The organism is Sphingomonas sp. R86520, from assembly GCF_042466285.1.
Taxonomy (GTDB): Bacteria; Pseudomonadota; Alphaproteobacteria; order Sphingomonadales; family Sphingomonadaceae; genus Sphingomonas.
The window spans coordinates 1,528,095-1,545,369 of sequence record NZ_JAXHBZ010000001.1 but is presented as its reverse complement, the minus strand read 5'-3'; the positions used below and the strand labels follow the sequence as shown (position 1 = coordinate 1,545,369).

General features: G+C 64.0%; 16 protein-coding genes. 12 read left to right on the top strand and 4 right to left on the bottom strand.

Annotation, left to right across the window (positions count from 1 at the left end; genetic code table 11):
* Positions 1–471 precede the first annotated feature (471 nt).
* From SJY41_RS07055 to SJY41_RS07045, 3 genes are all read right to left on the bottom strand, one after another.
* Positions 472–1,041 carry an alpha/beta hydrolase gene (locus tag SJY41_RS07055; protein WP_380780313.1) on the bottom strand — a complete coding sequence of 190 codons (570 nt, stop codon included), beginning with the start codon at positions 1,039–1,041 and terminating at the stop codon, positions 472–474.
* The gene (locus SJY41_RS07050; RefSeq protein WP_380780311.1) at positions 1,038–2,222 is read right to left on the bottom strand and encodes a dipeptidase; all 1,185 of its coding nucleotides are present in this window, start codon (positions 2,220–2,222) and stop codon (positions 1,038–1,040) included. Before SJY41_RS07050 ends, SJY41_RS07055 begins: the two co-directional genes overlap by 4 nt.
* Positions 2,223–2,299: 77 nt before the next feature.
* Positions 2,300–2,950: a peroxiredoxin gene (locus tag SJY41_RS07045; RefSeq protein ID WP_380780310.1), complete on the bottom strand. Its 651-nt coding sequence runs from the start codon at positions 2,948–2,950 to the stop codon at positions 2,300–2,302.
* 199 nt (positions 2,951–3,149) lie between these two features.
* Between SJY41_RS07045 and SJY41_RS07040 the strand changes: the two genes are divergently transcribed.
* The 6 genes from SJY41_RS07040 to SJY41_RS07015 are packed head-to-tail and all read left to right on the top strand — an operon-like array spanning position 3,150 to position 8,769.
* The gene (locus SJY41_RS07040; protein ID WP_380780308.1) at positions 3,150–3,791 is read left to right on the top strand and encodes an RBBP9/YdeN family alpha/beta hydrolase; all 642 of its coding nucleotides are present in this window, start codon (positions 3,150–3,152) and stop codon (positions 3,789–3,791) included.
* On the top strand, positions 3,788–4,723 hold the full coding sequence (gene epsC, locus SJY41_RS07035) for a serine O-acetyltransferase EpsC (protein WP_380780307.1): 936 nt from the start codon (positions 3,788–3,790) through the stop codon (positions 4,721–4,723). The genes SJY41_RS07040 and epsC overlap by 4 nt, the downstream gene beginning before the upstream one ends.
* A 16-nt stretch (positions 4,724–4,739) precedes the next feature.
* Positions 4,740–6,065, top strand: coding sequence for an LLM class flavin-dependent oxidoreductase (locus tag SJY41_RS07030; protein WP_380780305.1), 1,326 nt, complete (start codon positions 4,740–4,742; stop codon positions 6,063–6,065).
* A 6-nt stretch (positions 6,066–6,071) separates the two neighbouring features.
* Positions 6,072–6,617: a peptide deformylase gene (def, locus tag SJY41_RS07025; RefSeq protein ID WP_380780302.1), complete on the top strand. Its 546-nt coding sequence runs from the start codon at positions 6,072–6,074 to the stop codon at positions 6,615–6,617.
* Complete coding sequence (locus SJY41_RS07020; RefSeq protein WP_380780300.1) at positions 6,614–7,888, top strand: APC family permease; 1,275 nt, start codon at positions 6,614–6,616, stop codon at positions 7,886–7,888. Before def ends, SJY41_RS07020 begins: the two co-directional genes overlap by 4 nt.
* A complete protein-coding gene (locus tag SJY41_RS07015) occupies positions 7,846–8,769 on the top strand; it encodes a TauD/TfdA dioxygenase family protein (protein WP_380780298.1) in 924 nt (307 codons plus the stop codon). The genes SJY41_RS07020 and SJY41_RS07015 overlap by 43 nt, the downstream gene beginning before the upstream one ends.
* A 71-nt stretch (positions 8,770–8,840) precedes the next feature.
* Here SJY41_RS07015 and SJY41_RS07010 read toward each other — a convergent pair whose 3' ends face one another.
* Positions 8,841–11,396 (bottom strand): TonB-dependent receptor, encoded by a 2,556-nt coding sequence (locus tag SJY41_RS07010; protein WP_380780296.1) that lies wholly within the window; start codon positions 11,394–11,396, stop codon positions 8,841–8,843.
* Positions 11,397–11,555: 159 nt separating this feature from the next.
* Between SJY41_RS07010 and SJY41_RS07005 the strand changes: the two genes are divergently transcribed.
* Genes SJY41_RS07005 through SJY41_RS06980 form a run of 6 tightly spaced genes read left to right on the top strand, consistent with a single transcriptional unit; the run spans position 11,556 to position 17,265 of the window.
* The gene (locus tag SJY41_RS07005; RefSeq protein ID WP_380780294.1) at positions 11,556–12,503 is read left to right on the top strand and encodes an aldo/keto reductase; all 948 of its coding nucleotides are present in this window, start codon (positions 11,556–11,558) and stop codon (positions 12,501–12,503) included.
* A complete protein-coding gene (locus tag SJY41_RS07000; RefSeq protein WP_380780293.1) occupies positions 12,503–13,600 on the top strand; it encodes an ABC transporter substrate-binding protein in 1,098 nt (365 codons plus the stop codon). Before SJY41_RS07005 ends, SJY41_RS07000 begins: the two co-directional genes overlap by 1 nt.
* Entirely contained in the window at positions 13,597–14,460 is an 864-nt protein-coding gene (locus SJY41_RS06995; RefSeq protein WP_380780291.1) for an ABC transporter permease, read from the top strand. Before SJY41_RS07000 ends, SJY41_RS06995 begins: the two co-directional genes overlap by 4 nt.
* Positions 14,457–15,254: an ABC transporter ATP-binding protein gene (locus SJY41_RS06990; RefSeq protein ID WP_380780289.1), complete on the top strand. Its 798-nt coding sequence runs from the start codon at positions 14,457–14,459 to the stop codon at positions 15,252–15,254. The genes SJY41_RS06995 and SJY41_RS06990 overlap by 4 nt, the downstream gene beginning before the upstream one ends.
* Positions 15,251–16,105: an NADPH-dependent oxidoreductase gene (locus SJY41_RS06985; RefSeq protein ID WP_380780287.1), complete on the top strand. Its 855-nt coding sequence runs from the start codon at positions 15,251–15,253 to the stop codon at positions 16,103–16,105. The genes SJY41_RS06990 and SJY41_RS06985 overlap by 4 nt, the downstream gene beginning before the upstream one ends.
* A gap of 44 nt (positions 16,106–16,149) precedes the next feature.
* The gene (locus tag SJY41_RS06980) at positions 16,150–17,265 is read left to right on the top strand and encodes an LLM class flavin-dependent oxidoreductase (protein WP_380780286.1); all 1,116 of its coding nucleotides are present in this window, start codon (positions 16,150–16,152) and stop codon (positions 17,263–17,265) included.
* Positions 17,266–17,275: the final 10 nt, after the last annotated feature.

Sequence of the window (17,275 nt, the reverse complement as noted above, 5' to 3'; positions counted from 1 at the left end):
GAGGAAACGCCACATCGCGACATCCGCAGCGGAAAACGCGTACCAAAAGTGGCTGTAACGCGGAGATGAATGAGGGGCCGAAGTTGGGGAGTGGGGAACGGCGCGCGAATGACCGAATGTGGGTCTGGGCGTTAATCACTGCGAGCTTGGTCGAAAAAATGAGCTGGTAGCAGGTCAGGGGAATAACCGCTTGCGCTTCAGGCGCAAACTAGCTGCAAAACGACGTATCGTCCTAGGACTAATGGAGCAAAACGTCGCAGGTTGAAGATAGTTTGGTGCCCTCAAGGTACATGCAATCTAAACTTACCGGTACTGGCAGGGCAACGGGCGGGTTGCTTGCGCCCTGAGATGCCGTCGTCGAAGTGAAAACGAACTTGTTAAGGTGCGTTTGGGACGACGCACTCTATGCCTCCGATCTTGGCTCAGAGGGCGGGCATATCTTTGGGTAAGTACGATCTGGTAGTTGGCAAATCAGCCGACGTTTAAATCCATCTGTGTAATTCCAACCGTGCCCAATGGAGAAAGTTGGTCGAGCGGTGGTACAGCGTTCGTAGACCCAAGAATATCGACAAGTTCTGCCTCGATGGGGCTGGCAGGCCGTTCTGAGCCACCAGAGGAAAAGTCGATGAGATAGCTTCCCCAACCGTCAGCAAACTTTCGCATCTGATCGATACCGAAATCGGACGATGCTGCCACTATGGATGGGAAGGGTAACTGCGTGATCGGACCACCTCGTGCAGCCGCAGCGATACCATCCTGGCCGAGCCCAATGCTCAGCGGAGCCACGAATATCGCGCCGCGTATGGATTTCATATAGCTTCGTGGCGACAATTGGGCCCACCAGGCTACCGCGAGCGCGGCGACGCCGCGCGCAATGACGCAGACCGGTTGGGTCCGCTTCGCGAACACACCATCGAGCTGTAGCGCCCAGCGACCAGTCTGAAATCGCGAAAGGTCGAGTTCTAGCACCGTGCCCGACGTCGAGCTGGCGCGATCGCCGGTGGTCACGACCGTGACGATCTGGTCCGTATCAAGTGTCATGTCGCACCCTTTCGCCCGTCGATTGCAGCCTGCCAGACGCGAAGGACGTTGCCACTCCAGAGCTTGTCGATCTGGCCGGGCGTGTATCCACGCCGGACAAGTTCCGCGGTCACGCCGCCAAGCTCCCCGACATCGTTCCATCCGGTCACACCACCGCCGTGATTGAAATCGGACGACAGCGCGACGTGATCGATGCCGATCCGCCTTACGGCGTAATCGACCGCGTCAATCAGATCGGCAACGCTCGCCCTGGGCTCCTTGCCGACGATGTCGTGATAGCGTCGGTCATAGTCCACCTGCCGCTCGGCACTCAGCGTCACCCCAGCGCCCGCCGACAGACCGAAGCTGCGCTGGAGATCGTTGACGGCCTTCGAGGTCGTGGGCGAACGGGGCCGCAGGTACGCGCTGAACGCATTGATCGCGATGACGCCGCCCTTGGCCCGCAGCGCATCTAGTTGCGGATCGCTCAGGTTGCGGGACGTGTCGACCATCCCGCGGACATCGGAGTGGCTCGCAATCACCGGCGCGCGCGATAGCGCAAGCACCTGATCGAAGGCGGCATCGGATAGCTGCGACACGTCAATCAGGATGCCGAGATCGTTGAGCCGTGTCACCGCCGCCTTGCCGAGCGGTGAGAGCCCGCCATGTTCGGCCGGCTTGTCGCCGAGCGGAAGTGCGGGACGCGAGGAATCGGCATATTGGTTGTGGCCGGCATGAACGAAGCCGACGATCCGGACGCCGCGAGCATACCATCGATCGAACTGGGCAAGATCGTCACCGAGCGGCCAGGTGTTGAGCAGGCTCTCGATCACCGCGAACTTGCCGCTTGCGGCGATCCGGCGGACGTCCGTCGGCGACAGGGCTAGCGCCGCGCGGCCGGGATTGCGGTCCACGATCGCGTGGATCGCAGCGTCGCGTCGTACGAGTTCGGCCTGTGCCTTGGCGAACGAAGCGGCATCGCGCGCGCCCTGCGGCACGAACAATGCGATTGCCGCGGCGTTCAGGCCACCGGTCTTGGCGCGTTCCAGGTCGAATTGAGACGTGGGATCCTCAAACCCCGTCCATCCCGGCACACCTGCAGATTTCGGCAGGTCCAGATGGGGGTCGAGCGTGAGCGTCTGTGCGCCGAGCGGCGTGGCACCGATCAAGGCGATGAGCAGGATCGCGGAATATCGCATCATGGAATCCTTGATGGTCGAACCAGCGGGCGGCGCGCACGCCGCTAAGGCTGTGGTTCTCGGCCGAAGCCGCCGTACGATTATGACGCTGCGGACTGCGCTCCCGGCTGCGCGACGGTGCGCAGATAGGGTGCGTGCGTCGTCCAGCCGTTCGGGAACAGCGCACGCGCCGCGCCATCGTCCAGCGAGGGCAGGATGATGACGTCGTCGCCATGCACCCAGTCCGCCGGCGTCGCCACCTTGTGCGTGTCCGTCAGCTGCAGGCTGTCGATCGTCCGCAAAATCTCCGAGAAATTGCGTCCCGTCGAGGCTGGATAGGTCAGCGTGAGGCGGATGCGGTGCGCGGGATCGATCACATACACGGTGCGTACCGTGGTCGTGTCAGAGGCGTTCGGGTGGATCAGGCCCAACAGCTGCGAAACGCGGCGATCCTCGTCGGCGATCAGCGGGAAGTTGAGTTCGGCCCCTTGCGTCAGCAGGATGTCGTTCGCCCATTCGTGATGCCGCGCCAGCGAGTCTACCGAAAGGCCGACGACCTTCACGCCACGTTTTTCAAAGTCCGGTCTCAGCTTCGCCACGGCACCCAGTTCGGTCGTGCACACCGGCGTGAAATCGCGCGGGTGGGAGAAGAGAACGACCCAATCCGTGCCTGCCCAGTCGTAAAAGGAAAGCGGGCCGGTGGTAGAGTCTTGCGTGAAATCGGGAACGGTATCGAGCAGCTTGAGCGACATGATGGCCTCCTGAGTCAAAGGTTAATGTCCTCTCGCTCGCTGGGATATCAAAAGAAGAAAACGTTTCGACGACGAAAGCGGAAGGCGGTGCCGGCAGGTGCAGGAGACAAGCCTCCTTTTCGCATGCGCTATGTTTTCTTGTGGTGAATTCCGATCAGGTTAGTGGATGATACGAGCTGCTCCTTTCGAGAGGTCGTCGATGAAGGCGAACGAGGCAACACCAGCGGCCCCGCCGCGGATTTTGACCATTCCCGGTCTATGGAATTCCGGGATCGACCACTGGCAGACGCGGTTGGAGCGGGAACGCGACGACTGCGCGCGCATCGAGCTTGGCTGTTGGGACGATCCGATCCGCACCGTATGGATGAGCCGTATCGATCAGGCGATCTACGAGGCGCGCGGCGACATCGTGCTCGTCGCACATAGCCTGGGCTGTCACGCGGTCGCGTGGTGGGCAAAGCAATTGGGGCCGAGCGGAACGGCGCAGGTGAGGGGGGCCTTGCTGGTCGCACCGCCCGATGTCGATCGAACCGATGCCGATCCGCGGATCCTGCGGTTCGGGCCGACACCGATCGTGACCCTGCCGTTCCCGAGCGTTGTCGTTGCCAGCCAGGACGACCCCTATGCGAGGATGGTCCGATCAAAGGCGATGGCGCGGGCGTGGGGGGCGCATCTCATCGATGTAGGCGAATGCGGACATATCAATACGGCATCGAACCTCGGCAATTGGCCGGACGGACAAGACATACTTTCGATGCTGATCGGTAGTCACCACGGTCGACCCGTTGCGCAGACCACCCGACTTGCGGAACCCGCCTATAGCGAACGGAATACCTTATGACCGACCTTAACAGTTATGCCTCGACGATCGCGTTTCCGCGCGAACTCGGCCATGTCGTCGATGGCCTGGAGGGCGCACGGCGCGAGTGGCGTGGGGGTCATGCTCGTCATGCCGAGCGTGGGATCCGCTTTCCATCGCGCCAAGCTCTAGGCCGAATTTTGCGCGAACTGGGCACAGCGCTGTTTCCGTTACGGCTTGGTCCGCCCGAACTGACCGCGGAAAACGAGAACCGCTGGGTCGAGGCGACGCTGGAATCGACTCTTTCGCAACTCGCCGCGCAGATCGCGCTCGAGCTACGGATCGTGCGTCCGGCGATCGACAGCGTTGAAGAAGGCGAGCGCGCCGACCGCATCGTCGGCGACTTCGCGGCGAGCCTGCCTGCCATCCGCCGGTTGCTGGATGAGGACATCCAGGCCGGATACGCGAACGATCCCGCGGCGCGCAGCGTGGACGAAGTCCTGCTGTCTTATCCGTCGGTGGCAGCAGTCATTCATCACCGCCTGGCGCACCGGCTGCACAAACTCGGTGCAGAACTTGTCGCACGCGTTATCGCCGAGGTTGCGCATGCCGAAACCGGAATCGACATTCATCCGGGCGCACGGATAGGACACGGTTTCTTCCTCGACCATGGTACCGGCGTCGTGATCGGCGAGACGGCCATCGTCGGCGACCGCGTGCGGTTGTATCAGGGCGTAACGCTGGGCGGAGAGCCTTCGGTGACGGGGGCCGCGCGTGCGGCGGGCGAAGCGTTCGTCCGCCGCCATCCCGAGATCGGCGACGATGTCGTCATTTTTGCCGGCGCCGTTCTTCTCGGGCCGATCACGATCGGTGCCCGTACCCGGATCGGCGGCAACGTCTGGCTGCGTCGCGACGTACCGCCCGACCATGTGGTCGAGGTTCCCGAGGCCATCATCGCCCCGGCCCAATCCTGATTTTGAAGGACATCGTGTGACCGATCGACCCCAACTGCACCTGGGCGCGTTCATGCGGCCCGTCAGCATCCATACCGGCGCGTGGCGTTATCCCGGTGCCTATCCCGATGCGAACTTCAACTTCCGCCATCTGAAGCATTTTGCGCAGCGGCTGGAGGCGGCGAAGTTCGACGCGTTCTTCATGGCGGACCACCTGGCGGTGCTCGACATGCCCGTGAACGCGCTGAAGCGCAGCCATACGGTGACGTCGTTCGAGCCCTTCACGCTGCTTGCCGCGCTGGCCGGTGCGACGACGCGGATCGGCTTAGTCGCAACCGCCTCGACGACGTTCGACGAACCCTATCACATCGCTCGCCGGTTCGCCTCCCTGGACCATATCAGCGAGGGGCGTGCCGGGTGGAACATCGTGACCACCGCCAACCCCGACGCGGCACTCAATTTCGGTTATGAGGGTCAGATGGATCACGACGCACGCTATGTCCGGGCGCGCGAGTTCTACGACGTCGTGACCGGCCTCTGGGACAGCTTCGCCGACGACGCCTTCGTCCGTGACGTCGACCAGGGAATCTATTTCAATCCCGAGCGCCTGCATGTGCTCGACCACAAGGGGCCGAGCCTGTCGGTCCGCGGGCCGCTCAACATCGCCCGGCCGGTGCAGGGCTGGCCGGTGATCGTACAGGCGGGATCCTCGGAGCCAGGCCGCCAGCTCGCGGCCGAAACCGCGGAGGTCGTGTTCGCCGCCGAACCGACGCTGGACTCGGCCAGGAGGTTCTACGCCGATGTGAAGGCGCGCGCCAAGGCGATCGGGCGTAACCCCAATCATCTGAAGATCCTGCCTGCCGCTTTCGTCGTGGTCGCGGACACCATTGCGGAGGCCCAGGCCCAGCGCGCGCATCTCGATAGCCTGGTCCATTACGATAGCGGCATCGGTTCGCTGAACGGCATGCTCGGCTATGACGTATCGGGCTTCGATCCCGACGGCCCCTTGCCCGACATTCCCGAGACCAATGCCAGCAAGAGCGCGCGCGAGCGGATGGTCCGTCTGGCACGCGACGAGAAGCTGACGATCCGCCAGCTTGCACAGAAGGCGGGGAGCTACGCGGGGCTCGCGTTTGTCGGGACACCTGCCTCGATTGCAGACGAGATGGAGCAGTGGCTGGGTGTGGGATCGGATGGATTCAACATCATGTTCCCGTGGCTGCCCGGCGGGCTCGATGCGTTCGTCGATGGCGTCGTGCCGGAGTTGCAGCGCCGTGGCCTGTTCCGTACCGAGTATGCGGGCACGACACTGCGTGATCATCTGGGCTTGCCGCGACCCGCCAACCGCTTCTCTCCGGACTGACAAGCCATGATCCGTTCGATCCTGAAAATGGGAGATCCTCTCCTGCTTCGCGTCGCGCAGCCGGTGTGCGACCTCGACGATCCCGCGCTGAGGACGATCATAGCGGATATGTACGAGACCATGACCGCTGCGAACGGCGTGGGCCTGGCAGCGCCACAAATCGGCGTCGAACTGCGCGTCATGGTCTTCGGCTTTGACAAGAACCCGCGCTATCCGAACGAACCACCGGTGCCGATGACGACGCTGATCAATCCGCACGTCGACATCCTGACCGACGAGACCGAAGAGGGGTGGGAGGGATGTTTGTCGATCCCGGCCATGCGAGGATCAGTGCCGCGTCCGACGCATATCCGCTATCGCGGTATCGGCGAGGACGGTTGCGAGCTCATCCGTAAGGCGCGTGGTTTCCACGCGCGGGTCGTGCAGCACGAGCTCGATCATCTGAACGGTGTCCTGTACCCGCAGCGGATCGCCGATATGACGAAGTTCGGTTTTATCGACGCCTTGTTCCCGGATAGCGGCTTGGCCGCTCTCGAAGCGCGTCGACGGTGAGCTTGGCCTCGGACCGCACCAATCCGAGCGGCCTCGTGCGTGCGCTGGGCAAGTGGGGACTGACGGCACTCACGATCAACTGCGTCGTCGGCGCAGGGATCCTGGGACTGCCGGGCAAGGTCTACGCGCTCGCAGGCGCCTCGACCGGCTGGGTCGTTGCCGGGGCTGCCGTCCTCGCGCTCGCAGCCGCGCTCTGCCTCGCCGAACTCGGCAGCCGCATGGAGGGGAGCGGGGGACCTGTCGAATATTGTACCGCCGCCTTTGGACCGGTCGCGGGATTCGCGGCAGGCTGGCTGTCCTGGGCGGCAACGGTTCTTGCCGCGGCGTCGTTGCTCAATTTGTTCGCGACGATGGTGGCACCCGAAGCGCACCGGTTGACGGTGGTGGGGACGGGGCTGGGACTGACCGCGTTGGCCTGTGCGGGCATGGGACGCTCGGCGATCGCGAGCGGTGCGCTGACCGTGCTGAAACTTGGCCTGCTGGCCGGCGTGGCGATCGCAGGGCTTGCCGCACCGGCGGCACCGGCAGTCGCACCGACCGCGGCGGCCCAGCCTGTATCAGCGCTCATCCTGATGTTCTTCGCATTCGTCGGCTTCGAGCGACCGACGGCAGTAGCGGGCGAAGTCGTGGACGCTCGCCGCGCCGTTCCGTTTGCGCTGATCGCCGGGATGGCCGTGGTCACCGCGCTGTATGCAGGCGTCATCGCCGCATGCTGGCGCGGCGTGCCCGATCTCGCGCTTAGTCAGCGTCCCGTTGGCGACCTCCTGGCCCGCCTGTTCGGGAACGAGTTTGCGCGTGCTGCCGAGATCGCTGCTGCGGTGATCGTGCTCGGTACGCTCGTCAGCCAATGGATCACGGCGCCGCGTCTCATGCTTGCGCTGTCCGAGCGCGGGCAATTGCCTGCGGCCCTCGGGCGGCTCGCGTCGGGCAGGCGAACGCCGGACGTCGCCATCCTCACGACCGGTGTCGTGGCCGTGATGCTGGCGTTTAGAGGCGATTTCGTCACCAGCATCGCAGCGTCGAGCGCGTCGCGATTGCTGATCTTCATGGTCTGCGCCGCGGCGTTGCTACGGCTTCGTGGTCAAAGCGATGCGCCGGACGCGTGCTTCCGCTTGCCGCTCGGCACCGTAGTCGCCACCTGCGTGATCGTCGTATGCGGGGCATTGCTGGTCGCCGCCTCGGCCGAGCTTGCACGGCTGGGTGTTCTGATTGTCTTTGGAGGATTGCTTTGGCTGATGTCGAACGGGAAACGCTGGTTTCGACGGGCGTGATAGACGCCCCAAGGCTGTCAGTCGCGCCATGTGGTCCGGTCCTCGGCGCGCAAGTCGCCGGCTTGCGCATCGACGGATCGATCGACGCCAACCTGGCCTCAGCGCTCCGAGCTCTGCTGCTGCGCCACAAGGTCCTGTTCTTTCGGGACCTCGATCTCGATTACGAGCAGCATCTGGCACTGGCCCGAGTGTGGGGCGACCTCGAAGGACATCCGGTCATCAAGCATGTGCCCGGATACCCCGAGATCCTCGACATTCGCGGATCGGAGGGACGCGTCGAGGACAATGCCGGCAACCATCGCTTCCAGACGCTGGACAAATGGCACGCTGACGTGACGTTCCGCGCTTCGCCGTCGATGGGGGCGGTGTTGCGTGCGCGGGAAATCCCGGAGATCGGTGGCGACACGCTGTGGGCCGATGCCGCTGCGGTCTACGCCGGGCTGCCCGACGCGGTGAAAACGCGGATCGAGGGCCTGACCGCTACCCACGACCTGTTGTTCGACTTCGGCGACCGCGTCGCACCCGAGCGGCGCGCCGTGATCGCCACTGAGTTTCCGCCGCAGCACCACCCGATCGTCCGCACGCATCCCGAAACCGGTGAGCGGGTTCTATTCGTCAACGCGAGCTTCACCAGCTGCATCGACGGACTGGGCGAGACCGAGAGCGCAGAGCTGCTCATGTATCTGTTCGACCGATTCAAAGTCCCGGAATACCAGGTTCGCTTCCGCTGGACGCCGAATGCCGTCGTGGTCTGGGACAACCGCGCGACCCAGCATTATCCGGTCGCGGATTACTGGCCTGCCCGCCGGCGAATGGAACGGGTCACGATACGTGGCGACGTACCTTTTGGCCCTGTCTCGGCCGGCCCAGTCGTCAGTTAGCGACTGCCGCCGCCGACACGCCAAAGCGCCGGCGTGGCCATCGACCTACATGTTCGATGGCGATGCCGACTTCAGTACTTCGCCCTGAAGGTGAGGCCATACCGTGCGGGCTGGTTATAGTTGACGGTACGCCCAAGATACGCCGTCACACCCGCGCCTGAGGGTGCTGCCAACAGCGCTTGCGAGATGATGTTACGTTCGTTGGTCGCGTTGTTCGCGTAGATCGAAATATCATACTTGTCGCTATTGAGCCGTAGGCCTGCCCGCAAGTTGAGGTTGAACTGGTTTGGCACCTGCGTGTAAATCGATTGAGTCACGCCCGTGCCGTACGACGTGGTGTACGAATATTGCGCATAACTGTAGAATTCGGTGCGAGGCCCGATCTCGAAGTCCCAGGACGGCGTGGCGGACAGCGCCCATTTGGGCGCGTACGGAGCGCGTTGACCCTTGGCGTTGATACTTGCGACACCGTTGTAGCTCAACTCCGCGGGCGCCGGGAGCGAAGGCGCCTTCGTATAGATCGCGTCGTTGTAATTGCCGTCGAACGTGAGGTGGAGCCCCGCCCCGAGATTGGCTGTGATGCTCCACTCGACACCACGCGCGCGAATATCGCCGACATTCGTCGCGCCTCGCTGGATGGTGCCGTTGGGCAGTGTGAAGGAGATGGAGGTCTGGAACCCCTCCAGCTTCTCCTGGTAGGCCGCGACGGCCAGGGTCAAGCGACGATCCAGCAGCGAGGCCTTGACGCCGGCTTCGAGGTTTTTCGTCTTCGTTGGCTGGACGGCAGGGGCCGACGGATCGAGCGAGCGATTGTTCAGATCGAGACCGCCGGCCTGAAAGCCCGTCGCATAGGTAACGTAGGTCGTCAGATTGGGCGTGATCTTGTAGGAAAGGCTGGCCGTACCGGACACGTTGTCGTTCGACGTCTTGATATCGAGCGGATATCCAGTCGCAGCGACCGCGGTCGGATAGCCGGGCACCGTGTAGGCGACCCCCGAATTTCGCTGAACGGCATCGATCGCGTTATAAAACGCGTTTAGTTGTGCGTTCGTCACCCCAACAGGGAGCGAGGTTGGAAGCAGGCTCGTATCGACCGGGCTGCTGCCATTCTTGCGATCATAGGTGTAGCGCAGGCCGCCCGTCAGGTCCAAAGCGCTGGTGATATGCCAGGTCGCCTGGCCGTAGACGGCCGCGTTCCGGTTCTCGACGCTCGTGTCTTCGATAATCTGCGCGCCGGTCAGCTGGGACCGAAACGACAGCGGAATCGGCGTGAACGCCGTGCCTGCCAAGCTGTTATACGCATTGTACCACGGGATCACATCTGCGCCGAACTGATGAACGACATAGTGATCCTTCAGCTTGGAATAATACAGGAACGCCCCGACCTGCCATTCGATGGGACTCTGTCGTTTGGAGGCCAGCCTGAACTCCTGACTGAACTGGTCGCTGTGGCTGAACGCCGCATTCTGATAGATGTCGAGCGGTGAGCTGTCGCTGTCCTGTGGCGGATCGAACGTCCAAAGACGCCATGCGCTGATCGAGGTAAGAGTCGCGCCACCAAAGTCATAATCCGCTGTCAGGGAAATTCCCGCGTTTCTCGTGAGCATGTGGTTGTAGTTGTTGGTGATGTTGGTTCTCGGATCGACCGTCGGGACCCAGTTCTGGACGCCGCCGAAATTCGTAAGCTGGCTCAGTGCCTTGAGGGCGGTCGTAACTCGGGCCTGCTGCGCCGCGGTCGTATTGATGCCCCAGTTGCCGGGGCCGAATAGTTCCTGGATGCCGCCGCCGGAACTGAAGCCGGATGAACTGTCGCTCTCGATATTCAGGTCGCCCGAGAGGTTGACGCTCAATTTGCCTGCGTTGATGAGGAACTGCTGGCGTATGCCCCAACGCTTCGTACCCGCGGTGGTATCGTCGTCCGTCGCGGTCGGAGCGTAGATGCCTTTCTGCGCCGCCGCACTCTTGAAGTCGGGTCTGAACGGCGTAGCGATCCAGCCGTCGGAGCGGGTTCCATACACTGCCGTGCGAAAGGCGATGTTTTCGGTGATCGGGCCGGTGATGATGGCTTTGCCCTGGGCGAAGTCATACCGTCCATAGGACGCCTCGAACGTCTGGCTTGGGGTGAAGCTCGGCTTGTTGAACGTGACGTTCAGAGCGCCTGCGGCTGCGTTGCGACCGAACAAGGTCCCCTGCGGGCCGCGCAGGACCTCGAAACTTTTGACGTCGACCAGATCTTGCAGGACCTGGCCCGGCCGGGCTTGATAGACGCCGTCGAAATAGACCCCGATCGCGTTGTCGAGGCCGTCCGCCGCAGTCGGGGCATAGCCGATGCCGCGGATCGTCACCGAGAAGTTGCGCGGGTTGCCGCCCGTCGAGTTCAAACCCGGCGTTTGTTCGACCAGGCTCTGCAGATCGATGGTGCCCTTGCGCTCGAGCGTCTCGCCGCTGATCGCCTGCACCGAAATCGGAACGTCCCGAATGTTTTCGGCCCTGCGGCGGGCGGTCACCACGACCTCGTCGCTGCTATCGAGCCTAACCGCTGGCGCTTCTTGCGCCGAGGTAACAGAGGGTATCGTCAGCGTAGCCGCAGTCGCGAAAAGCGCCCGCACGATAACAGAACGATTCATTCGGTAGACCCCCGTCTTAATTCCTACTCATCAAGTGGGAGTTCTAGAAATTGAATCCCCATCGAACAGGTAGGAAATGTCCGCGGTCGGGAAGTTTTTCTGCATCGCGTCCGATCGAGCGCCCCTTCAGACATCGGCAATCGGGCTGGGAGAAGACATGTGGCAACGATCGGGACGCTGGAAGTAAGCGCGCAAGGTTTCGGCGCGATGGGCCTCTCCCATGTCTACGGGCAGGCGGATGAAGCGGACTCGATCCGTACGCTGCGCCGCGCGATCGACCTCGGCGTCACCTTTTTCGATACTGCCACCGGGTACGGCAATGGGCATAACGAGGAACTGCTGGGCCGGGCGATCGCAGGCCGGAGAGACGGCCTCGTCATCGCCAGCAAGTTCACGCATCGTCAGGGCGACGGTCGGTGGGTCTCGGCGCGCGAGGCGGTGGAGGCGAGCCTGCGCCGGCTGAGCGTGGAACAGATCGACCTCTATTATCTCCACCGCGTCGATGCGGAGACACCCGTCGAGGAGTCGGTCGGCGAGCTCGGGCGGCTACGCGAAGAGGGCAAGATCGGCGGGATCGGCGTTTCGGAAGCGAGCGCTGTTCAGCTCCGCGTGGCGCACGCCGTGGCGCCGCTGACCGCGCTGCAGAGCGAGTATTCGTTGTGGACCCGCGACGTGGAGGTGGGAATCCTTCCCACCACGCTCGAACTGGGTATCGGCTTCGTTGCCTACAGCCCGCTCGGTCGAGGATTTCTGGCCGGCGCCGAACCGGTCGAGGATAATGATCGCCGCCGCATTCACCCGCGGTTCCAGGCCGATGCGGTCGCCGCCAACAGCCGCTCGCGACGCTCGATCGAGGACGTGGCGGAGCGATTGCACCTGACGCCGGCGCAGGTCAGCCTTGCCTGGGTGTTGTCCAAGGGTGTCGTCCCGATCCCCGGTACGCGGCATATTCGCCATCTCGAGGACAATTGGGCCGCAGGCGACATCCGATTGAACGAGGGGACGATCGAAGAGCTCGAGGCCGCGTTCCCGCGCGGCGCGACCATCGGCGACCGCTATCCTGCCGAGCAGATGAAGTCGGTCCCAGCCGAGCCAGCGCTGGTCTGATGTCGCAGGCCGTTTATCGCTGGCCGAAAGGGTCCGTCGCGTTGGCGGCGTTCGTCGCCGGGTCGATCGCGCTGCTGTTCGCCTTCGCACCCGCGTACAGGACGGCCGAAGCGAAGACCGGGCTTCCGCTCACCGCCCCTCTACCCGACCGCGTGCCGCCAGGGGTGGTGCTGCGCGTCGGCGATCCGGTCACACGCTGGGTCTTCGAGCATAACGGCTGGGAAAAACGGTTGCCGTTCCGCGTCGAGTGGGCGGAGATCACAGGCGGACCGGATGTTACCGAGGCGTTTCATGCCGGCGTGCTTGATGTAGGCTTCGGCGCCAGCGTGCCGCCCATCCATGCCGTCTGGATGGGTATACCGGTCCGCATCGTCGCCTTTCGCGAATATGCCGACCGCGCGACCCGTCAGGCCTATGTTTTTGGCATTGCGCCCAAGGCGAACATCAAGACGCTGTCTGATCTTCGAGGCAAGCGGATCGCCTTCAGTCCCAGTCAAGTTCAAGCGCAGATCGTTATCGAGACGCTGAAAGCTGTCGGTATCCGACGACAGGACGTTACGCTCGTCGAACTGCCCTCGAGCATCGGCGGCGATGTGTACAGCAACGCGCTCGCCTCCGGCGCTATCGATGCCGCCCCTATCCGAGCTGATCTTGTTGCGCAGCGCTACGTCCGGGACTTCGGTGCAAGGGGCGCACATATTCTGAAACACCCTCCGTTCCGCGACGACGGCGGCAACGTGTACGTGCCGGAGACCTCGCTGGCCGATCCGGGCAAGGCGGCTGCGCTTCGGATCTTCATTCATTACTGGGGCCTCGCCCAGGCATGGGTCAACGCGCATCCCGAGGACGTGGCACGCGGCTACTACGTCGGAAATCGGGGCCTTCCCATCGCCGATGCCCGTGTGATGGCGGCCTATACTGGCAATGTCTCCGTGCCGCGAAGCTGGGCCGGGGCGATCGCCTATCAGCAGGCTGCGATCGACACACTCGGCCCCGAAACGAAGCACCCCCGCCTCGATGCGGCAACGCTTTTCGATCGCCGTTTCGAGAGGATCGCAGGCGACGCCGCGGCCTCGGTGCAGGGGAAACCGTCATGAACGCCTATCCGCAAGGACTTCGCGTGCCATCTCCGACGATGAAGGTTGCGGTCGTGCCTCACTATAAATTGCGCCTGCAGCCCAAGCAGCGTCTCAGTCCCGGCAAGCCGGCTCGCTATGGCACTCTGCTCGGGCCTGCGCTGCTGTTACTCTACTGGTCAGTACTGTCAGTCACGGGCTGGCTCGATCCCCGTGTCCTTCCAGCACCATGGACCGCGATCACGACGACGATCGACCTGATCCGTGAAGGCCGCCTCCAGGACAATCTCGCAATCTCGACCTGGCGGGCGATGACCGGGCTTGGTTTCGGCGTGGCGGTCGGCGTGACGCTCGCCTTCCTGTCCGGCCTGTCGCTGCTTGGTGGCTACGTGATCGACGGACTGGTCCAGATCAAGCGCGGGATCCCGATCCTGGCGTTGATCCCGTTCATGATCCTGTGGCTGGGGATCGGCGAAGCGATGAAGATCACGCTGATCGCCACCGCCGTGTTCTTCCCCGTCTACATCAACACACACAACGCGCTGCGGGCCATCGACATCCGGCATGTGGAACTGGCGGAGACTGTGCGGCTGAGCCGTTGGCAGTTCGTGCGCTATGTCGTCGTGCCGGGATCGCTGCCGGGTTTCCTGACCGGCCTGCGCTTCGGCGTGACGTCCTCGTGGCTGGCGCTGGTGGTGGTGGAGCAGCTCAACGCGACGAGCGGCATCGGCTACATGGTCACGCTGGCGCGCAACTACGCGCAGACCGACGTGATGCTGGTCGGGCTGGTTGTCTATGCGCTGCTCGGCTTCGGATCCGACGCACTCGTCCGACAGGTGGAGCGTCGCTTGCTCACCTGGCGCCGGACGCTCGGCCGATGAGTGCCGTCCTTCACGCCCCGGCCGTTCGGGTTCGGGGACTTTTCCGGACGTTCACGCTGAAAGGCGTGCTCAACGGGATCGATCTCGACATCGCGCCTGGTGAGTTCGTCGCGTTGCTCGGTCGCAGCGGCTCGGGCAAAAGCACATTCCTCCGCGCGCTGGCCGAGATCGATCACGAGGCGGAAGGCACGGGCGCGATACAGCTGCCGGAGCGGCTCTCCGTCATCTTTCAGGATGCGCGCCTCCTGCCGTGGATGCGGGTGCTGGACAACGTCCTGCTTGGCGTCACGGGCCGCGAGCAACGTCAACGAGGTCGCGATGCGCTGGCCGAAGTCGGCCTCGCCGGTCGCGAGCGCGCCTGGCCGCACGAACTGTCGGGCGGTGAGCAACAGCGTGTGGCGCTGGCCCGCGCGCTGGTTCGCCAGCCCAAGCTGCTGCTGGCGGACGAGCCGTTCGGCGCGCTCGACGCGCTGACCCGAATCCAGATGCACGCGCTGCTCCGCCGCCTGTCCGACGTACACGACCCGGCCGTCCTGCTCGTCACGCACGATATCGACGAGGCGATCCTGCTGGCCGACCGGATCCTGATCCTGGATGACGGCCGCCTGGTTGCCGATCTGCCGGTCGATCTGCCCGACAGTGGCATCGCCCGACGCGAGCGCATCGCCGAGCTGCGCGCGCGGCTCCACCGCCTGCTCGGCGTCGAGGAAGCGCCGGCCGATTATCACGAAGACCGGCATTCGCTCGTAACGCGGATCGGCACGACCAACCTCGAAAGCGGGACAACAGCATGAGCGAAGCGGGCCTGGCCTATCCACGCGTGGACGAGACAGATCGGCGCGGTAGCCGTTTGTTCGACCGCTATCGGCAGGATCTCGACCTGAACACCGCGTGGAACGAGACGCTCGACACGCTCCTCGCTCATCGCTCCGTGCGCGCCTACACGTCCGATCCGGTACCGGAAGGCACGATCGAACTTGCTGTCGCGGCGGCGCAATCGGCGGCGAGCTCCTCAAATCTCCAGCCGTGGAGCGTCGTCGCGGTCGAGGACCCGGCGCGCAAGGCGCGGCTCGCCGCGCTTGCCGGCAACCAGAAGCAGATCCTCCAGGCTCCGCTCTTCCTGTTGTGGATCGTCGACCATCATCGCCTTTCACGGATCGGCGAGCGGGCCGGTACGCCGGCGGACGCGCTCCACTATCTCGAGAGCTTCCTGCTGGGTGCGTTGGATACGTCGCTCGCGGCGCAAAGCGCGGTCGTCGCGCTGGAGTCGATCGGGCTGGGCACCTGCTATATCGGTGGGATCCGCAACCAGCCCGCCGAGGTGGCGGCCGAGCTCGGCCTGCCGCCGCAGTCCTTTGCGCTGTTCGGGCTTACGATTGGCGTTCCCGATCCCGCCGCCCCGGCGTCGGTAAAGCCGCGCCTCCCGCAGGACGCCGTGCTGTTCCGCGAAACCTACGGCCAGGCGGCCGCGCCGAGTGCGCTCGCGGCCTATGATCGTCGCCTGCGCGATTTCCAGCGCGAGCAGGCCATGACCGAGCGCGACTGGACGGATCAGGCCTCGCAGCGCGTGCGGGGCGCGGAGTCTCTCGCCGGACGCGATGTGCTGCGGGACGTCCTGCACGGCCTCGGCTTCCAGTTGAAATAGCGCAGTCCGACCCGGTTCTTACGAAACAGCGATACGGAGTTCTCATGTCAAATTCGTCCGAATTTCTCTGGTACATCCCTAATCAGGTCGAGGGCGGCCATCGCGGCGACATCAGTCAAGTCGGACCCTCAAGCCTTGAAACGCTGACGAGCCACGCGGAGGCGCTGGAACAGCATGGCTGGGGCGGGGCGCTGATCGGCGCGGGTTGGGGACGGCCCGACACGTTCACAGTGGCGGCCGCCCTGGTGGCGCGCACGAAGACGTTCGAGCCGCTCATCGCGATCCGGCCCGGTTACTGGCGACCGGCCAATTTCGCCTCCGCCGCCGCCACTTTGGACGAACTGTCCGGAGGACGGGTGCGCGTCAACATCGTCTCGGGCCAGGACAATCTGGCGGCTTATGGCGACAACGAGGGCGATCAGACGCACCGCTACAACCGGACCAAGGAGTTCATGCGCCTGGTACGGCGGCTCTGGACCGAAGAGAACGTGACGTTCGACGGCGAGCATTTCCAGGTGGCGGGATCGACCGTGGAACCGCGGATCACGCCGCGCGGTGACCGGCTGCATCCGCGCCTTTATTTCGGCGGCGCGTCTGAGGCGGCCGAACGCGTGGCGGCGACCGAGGCCGACGTGCAGCTCTTCTGGGGCGAACCGCTTGATGGCGTGGGCGAGCGGATCGCGCGATTGAAGCGCCTGAGCCGCGACCTCGACCGCGATCTGCCGCCGCTCCAATTCGGGCTGCGCATCACCACACTCGTTCGCGACACGACCGAACAGGCCTGGGCCGATGCCGAGGCAAAGGTCGAAGAGATGGCGAAGCAGCATGGTCAGCTGGATCAGCATCGCCGCGCGCCAGCGGTTGGCCAGCAACGCCTGCTCAATCTCCACGCGCGCGGCGACGTGCTGGACGACAACCTGTATACCGCGCCTGGCCGCTATGGCGGCGGCGGTGCGGGAACGACGTGGCTGGTCGGATCGGCCGCCGACGTCGCAAGCTCGCTGCGCAGGTATCGCGACCTGGGCATCACGCACTTCGTCCTGTCCGATACGCCCTATCTCTCCGAAATTCGGCGACAGGGCGATCAACTGCTTCCTCTCCTGCGCGATCAGCCCGCCCTCGCGGCCGACCAGCTGCTTGTCCCGGAACGGGTTGCGTAGGCACAAGCGA

What these genes read in the sequence shown, in the direction of transcription:
- SJY41_RS07055 (WP_380780313.1), bottom strand. Translation starts at nt 1,041, where the DNA reads ATGACACTTGATACGGACCAGATCGTCACGGTCGTGACCACCGGCGAT.
- SJY41_RS07050 (WP_380780311.1), bottom strand. Translation starts at nt 2,222, where the DNA reads ATGATGCGATATTCCGCGATCCTGCTCATCGCCTTGATCGGTGCCACG.
- SJY41_RS07045 (WP_380780310.1), bottom strand. Translation starts at nt 2,950, where the DNA reads ATGTCGCTCAAGCTGCTCGATACCGTTCCCGATTTCACGCAAGACTCT.
- SJY41_RS07040 (WP_380780308.1), top strand. Translation starts at nt 3,150, where the DNA reads ATGAAGGCGAACGAGGCAACACCAGCGGCCCCGCCGCGGATTTTGACC.
- epsC (WP_380780307.1), top strand. Translation starts at nt 3,788, where the DNA reads ATGACCGACCTTAACAGTTATGCCTCGACGATCGCGTTTCCGCGCGAA.
- def (WP_380780302.1), top strand. Translation starts at nt 6,072, where the DNA reads ATGATCCGTTCGATCCTGAAAATGGGAGATCCTCTCCTGCTTCGCGTC.
- SJY41_RS07010 (WP_380780296.1), bottom strand. Translation starts at nt 11,396, where the DNA reads ATGAATCGTTCTGTTATCGTGCGGGCGCTTTTCGCGACTGCGGCTACG.
- SJY41_RS07000 (WP_380780293.1), top strand. Translation starts at nt 12,503, where the DNA reads ATGTCGCAGGCCGTTTATCGCTGGCCGAAAGGGTCCGTCGCGTTGGCG.
- SJY41_RS06995 (WP_380780291.1), top strand. Translation starts at nt 13,597, where the DNA reads ATGAACGCCTATCCGCAAGGACTTCGCGTGCCATCTCCGACGATGAAG.
- SJY41_RS06990 (WP_380780289.1), top strand. Translation starts at nt 14,457, where the DNA reads ATGAGTGCCGTCCTTCACGCCCCGGCCGTTCGGGTTCGGGGACTTTTC.
- SJY41_RS06985 (WP_380780287.1), top strand. Translation starts at nt 15,251, where the DNA reads ATGAGCGAAGCGGGCCTGGCCTATCCACGCGTGGACGAGACAGATCGG.
- SJY41_RS06980 (WP_380780286.1), top strand. Translation starts at nt 16,150, where the DNA reads ATGTCAAATTCGTCCGAATTTCTCTGGTACATCCCTAATCAGGTCGAG.